Here is a 4,691-nt window from a genome sequence, read left to right as displayed (position 1 = left end):
GCACTTGATGAGGCAATTACTATGGCGGTTAATGCTATTACTGATGAAAATGCTCTCAATTGGTTTAATCATTGTGGATTGTTTTTTGACCCTATTTAGATAGCTATTTTTGTACTGGACTTGATCACAAACTGCTGTAAAAGCAAAATTGGCGATCAAGAGAAACGGGTACAAGCTAATGATGAGGAAGCACGAGCGTTACGTGAAGCTCAAGCCGGAAAACCCAATAAAGCCTGGCGGGTTTTACACCGTGTGACTTATGTGGAACGTCCAGCTTTGATGGGTTTTGGTCATGATGTTCGCAAGTTACGGGCGGCTGCTGAGAGTTCCGAAAATCAAAGACTCATGGATAAAATTGGCGATTTGGAGAAGAAAAACCAAGAATTAAAGAAGAAACTTGATCAAATTCTTGGATACGTAAAACCAAAGCAATAGTTGATCATTGAAGAAGAGCTTAAAAGATCCCCGACTTCTTTAAGAAGTCGGGGATCTATTTCCCAGCTATTTTCTCAGTTGTAAATCTACTCCAATCCGATGCGCGCAAGCAAACCCAGAAAAAGCCACAGCATTCAAACCTTGTCCGGGGAATGTACTATCTCCTACACAATACAAATTAGGAATCACAGTGCGATTGAAAGGCATTCCCAATAACCCCCACAACTTACGTTTAGGTATTGGTCCATAAGTTCCATCTACCCGTCCTAAAAAGCGTCTGTGAGTACGTGGAGTCCCGATTTCTAAATAATCTAACCCAGCATCTAAACCAGGAAAAATTGTCTCTAATCTGTCAATAATTTGCCCTGCTGCTATTTCTTTTTTATCCGTATACTCGCTTTCGGAAAGTCCTTGCCAATTACTAATCCAGTCAGGTGTAAAAGCATGAATAATATGATATCCTGGTGGTGCTAAATCCGGGTCAAGGAGGGTAGGAATAGAAACAAAAATTGTTCCTGTTGCTGTGGTAATTTCCTGCCAATCTGATAATAAAATATGATGACATTCTGTTCCTACAGGTAAAATTGATGCTTTTACTCCTATATGCAAGCTTAAAAAACTGGGTGATTTTATATATTGTTGTTGCCAATTTTTTTCTTTAACTGGCATTTTTTCGGCTGGTAGTAGTTTTGTAAAGGTGTCCCAGCGGGTGGCATTAGATACTATTTTTTTACCATAATAAATTTGACCATTTGCTAATTGTACACCGACAGCTTTGCCCCGTTTGGTAATAATTTTTGTCACTCGCGCTTGATATTGAATTTCACCCCCAAATTGCTCTAAACCTGTTACCAATTTTTCGGCAATTTTCCCAACTCCTCCTTTAGGATAATTAACTCCACCATAATGTCTATCGGAAAAAACCATCCCAGCATTAATCATGGGTGTCATGTCCGCAGGAACTACTGACCAGCAATAACACTCGATATCAATAAACTTTAATAACTGAGGATCTTGAATATACTTTCGTGCTACTTCTCCTACATTCAAGGGTAAATATTTGGCTAAACCTAGACAAGCTAATGGTTTTTTGAGAAATACTCGCAGGAGATATTTGGGTTCTTCTAATGATAATAATTCAATATTATTCAAGCAATTAAAAACTTTCTGACATTCATCATAAAATCTTCTGATTCCTTTGGCTTCGTGGGGAAAATAGGCAATGAGATTTTGGAGAAATTTTTCATAATCTCGATCAATTTTTAAATCCAAACCATCAGGTAAATGATAGTGAATCTGGACAGAATCGGGAATGGTTTCCAGATTAACATTAACTGCATCTAAGGCACGGGTGAGTAAGTTGGTTGTTCCTTTATTTCCCATGCCAAAAATCATTGATGCACCGACATCAAATGTATATCCTTGGCTTTGAAAATAACCAGCACTACCACCGGGAATGAGATAACTTTCAAAAACTATAACTTTTGCACCTTTGGCTGCTAATTGGGTGGCTGTTACTAAACCACCAATACCAGAACCAATGATAATGACATCAAATAATTCAGAATCCATAATTTGTAATTTAATCCAAAAAAGAGGGAAAAGTCTGCTGCTGCTGACTAATCCCGCCTGCCGATCCTTTAAAGAGAGGAGAACACTTGAGAATAATATAACTCTGATTGAGAATCTTTGTCAACTATTAATGAGAAGATTTATCAATAAAATATATTTAGGGCTTGCACCTAATTCACTTTCTCAAACCGGAAACTCTGAATATATCTAGGTTTTCGGTTTATATGGCTAAAAGCCACGCTACGCTATCAGCAACCCCTATTTACTCCTGACTCCCTCCTGGGCGCAGACCCTGCGCCCCTACTTTCTTCTTCCTGAGTCCTGACTCCTAACTTCTGACTCCTGACTCCTAACTCCTGACTCCTGACTCCTGACTCCTGACTCCTAACTCCTGACTCCTAACTCCTGACTCCTAACTTCTGACTCCTGAATTCTGCTATGATGTTGCAGTAAAAAGACAATTATCCAGCCGCCCTTTTCTAGCTATGACGCAACAACTCCGTGTTTATGTTCCACCTCATCCTTTAATTCAGCACTGGTTGGGAGTTGCTCGTGATGTAGCTACACCATCTGTATTATTTCGTTCTGCTATGACTGAGTTGGGTCGGTGGCTAACTTATGAGGCCGCTAGGGAGTGGTTGCCAACTCAAGAAGCAAGGGTGCAAACGCCTCTGACGACCTGTGCAGCCACTTTTATTAATCCTCAGATACCTGTGGCTGTTGTGCCGATTTTGCGGGCTGGTTTAGGCTTGTTGGAGGGAGCGCAGGGTGTACTGCCTTTGGCATCAATTTACCATGTTGGCTTGGCGCGAAATGAAGAAACTCTAGAACCTACTTGTTATTTAAATAAATTACCTGAAAAATTCGCTCCCGAAACGCGGGTGTTAATTACTGAGCCGATGTTGGCTACTGGAGGCTCTATAATGGCAGTAATGGCGGAATTGACCCAAAGAGGGGTTGATCCGGCGTTAATTCGGATTATATCTGTAGTTGTTGCTCCCCCGGCATTGAAAAAATTGGCTGCTGTCTATTCTGGCTTAATCGTTTACACCGCTACTATTGATGAAACGCTTGATGATCAAGGATATATTGTACCAGGATTGGGGGATGCGGGCGATCGCATTTTTGGAACTTAAGCTAGGATGCCGCTAAGGCTGGAAAATAGCTAAAGTATTGTCAAAGTTGCTTATTTTCGAGAAGACGGTAAAAAATATGAGTCAGCAAGATGGTTTTGCTAGTGGTTTGTTACTGGGGTCACTGATTGGGGGTGTAGTTGGTGGTGTTTTAGGGGCAGTGATTACTTCGCGCTTAGATGCTAAGTTTGCAAATGAAGAGCATGAAGGGTTAACTGCTGGGGAAAATGATGGACAGACAGGGACTAAAAAGCGGCAAATGAGGGCTTCTGGTCATGAAAGTTTGGAAATAGAAGCAACCAGGCGATCGCTCGAAGATAAAATTGCCCAACTTAATGCCACAATTGATGATGTGCGGAAGCAATTAGGTAATGTCAACAGCAACTCATCCCAGGAAGTTAATGAGCATTCTTAAGCTTTCCCTTAGTTATATTGATTGGCTACACAATGCGCCGTGAGCTAAATTAAAATCAATCATGAATCTATGTTTGAGATTTAATAGGAAAGTTACCCATGAATTTACTAATTACAACTCTAGCCACCTTTGTCTCTCTTTACAGCTATTTGCTGATTATTCGAGTCTTGTTGACTTGGTTTCCCACTATTGACTGGTCTAATCAACCATTTGCGGCTTTAAGCCAAATTAGTGATCCTTACCTCAATCTATTTCGTTCCATAATTCCCCCCTTGGGTGGTATGGATTTCTCCCCTATCCTGGCATTTTTGGCACTGAACATAGTTGGTGGTATTTTAGATAGTTTAGCGCGTGCCACCTTGGTACAAGGGTTTTAAGCCCCAAATTCCGATTTTCAATGTAAGGACGTTCCTAGGAACGTCTCTACAACTTTTATCTTCTGACTCGTCCACTAAATCCAGCAGCTTTAAATTGTTTAAGTTGCAATGGTAATGGCTGATTACTGGGGACAGTGATTCTAAATTCAAAATCACTAACTCCGGGAGGGACTTCGGCGATTAAACCCAGACGGGTACGATTTTGTAAGGTTGAATCACCGTTAGCATCATATATGCGCCCAAAAATATCCGCATCATAAACAGTTTTGCGGGTGCTGTTTTCTGCTTTACCTGTAACGATGAAGCAACTGGCAGAGTTTGAACCGCTACTACCTACTATTCCACTGGCGAGTTCTGATGGACATTCGTGGTAGGAAATATTAGATAGTTTAATCTGTGTTAATGCTAAGGCTGTGGGTGTCCATATCCAGGACAGTAACCCCATGAGTCCAGCTATAAAAATTAACTGCATTGAGCGTAACCGCATAAAATACACCTTTGATTGGAAATTTACGAATGTCACGAGTACAATTTTACCTCACGCAGAGGCGCAGAGTCTCTCCAGAGTAAGAATTTCCAATTATTGATTTTTGGTGTTACATGATATAGACATCAAATCCTGGTGACGTACTCCACACACTCCCTTTCAGGTGAGTGTGGGCTTCTCAGTGACTCCTCTATGAGGACATTAACTGAGCTTTAAGACCGTGCGCCCCACGGTTCTTTGGTTTTGAGATTTGTTTTTTGTTTTGTAGGCTG

Annotated in this window: 6 protein-coding genes; 4 read left to right on the top strand and 2 right to left on the bottom strand. The window is 40.9% G+C overall.

Annotated features, from left to right (window positions below):
• Positions 1–120: 120 nt before the first annotated feature.
• Positions 121–435 (top strand): hypothetical protein, encoded by a 315-nt coding sequence (locus tag PN471_RS08080; RefSeq protein ID WP_271776397.1) that lies wholly within the window; start codon positions 121–123, stop codon positions 433–435.
• A 66-nt stretch (positions 436–501) separates the two neighbouring features.
• Here PN471_RS08080 and crtH read toward each other — a convergent pair whose 3' ends face one another.
• Positions 502–2,007, bottom strand: coding sequence for a carotenoid isomerase (gene crtH, locus PN471_RS08075; RefSeq protein WP_271776396.1), 1,506 nt, complete (start codon positions 2,005–2,007; stop codon positions 502–504).
• A 485-nt stretch (positions 2,008–2,492) separates the two neighbouring features.
• Between crtH and upp the strand changes: the two genes are divergently transcribed.
• The 3 genes from upp to PN471_RS08060 all read left to right on the top strand — a co-directional run bounded on the left by upp (position 2,493) and on the right by PN471_RS08060 (position 3,932).
• Positions 2,493–3,143 carry a uracil phosphoribosyltransferase gene (gene upp, locus PN471_RS08070; protein ID WP_271776395.1) on the top strand — a complete coding sequence of 217 codons (651 nt, stop codon included), beginning with the start codon at positions 2,493–2,495 and terminating at the stop codon, positions 3,141–3,143.
• Between the two features lie 76 nt (positions 3,144–3,219).
• Complete coding sequence (locus tag PN471_RS08065) at positions 3,220–3,555, top strand: hypothetical protein (protein ID WP_027401028.1); 336 nt, start codon at positions 3,220–3,222, stop codon at positions 3,553–3,555.
• 98 nt (positions 3,556–3,653) lie between these two features.
• Entirely contained in the window at positions 3,654–3,932 is a 279-nt protein-coding gene (locus PN471_RS08060; RefSeq protein ID WP_193899369.1) for a YggT family protein, read from the top strand.
• 55 nt (positions 3,933–3,987) lie between these two features.
• On the opposite strand, the gene PN471_RS08055 is transcribed toward PN471_RS08060, so the two are convergent.
• Positions 3,988–4,419 carry a hypothetical protein gene (locus tag PN471_RS08055; RefSeq protein ID WP_271776394.1) on the bottom strand — a complete coding sequence of 144 codons (432 nt, stop codon included), beginning with the start codon at positions 4,417–4,419 and terminating at the stop codon, positions 3,988–3,990.
• Positions 4,420–4,691 lie beyond the last annotated feature (272 nt).

This window comes from Aphanizomenon sp. CS-733/32, from assembly GCF_028330045.1.
In the GTDB taxonomy this organism is placed as follows: domain Bacteria; phylum Cyanobacteriota; class Cyanobacteriia; order Cyanobacteriales; family Nostocaceae; genus Dolichospermum; species Dolichospermum gracile.
The sequence above is the reverse complement of the archived record's forward strand: the minus strand, read 5'-3'. Positions and strand labels throughout refer to the sequence as shown.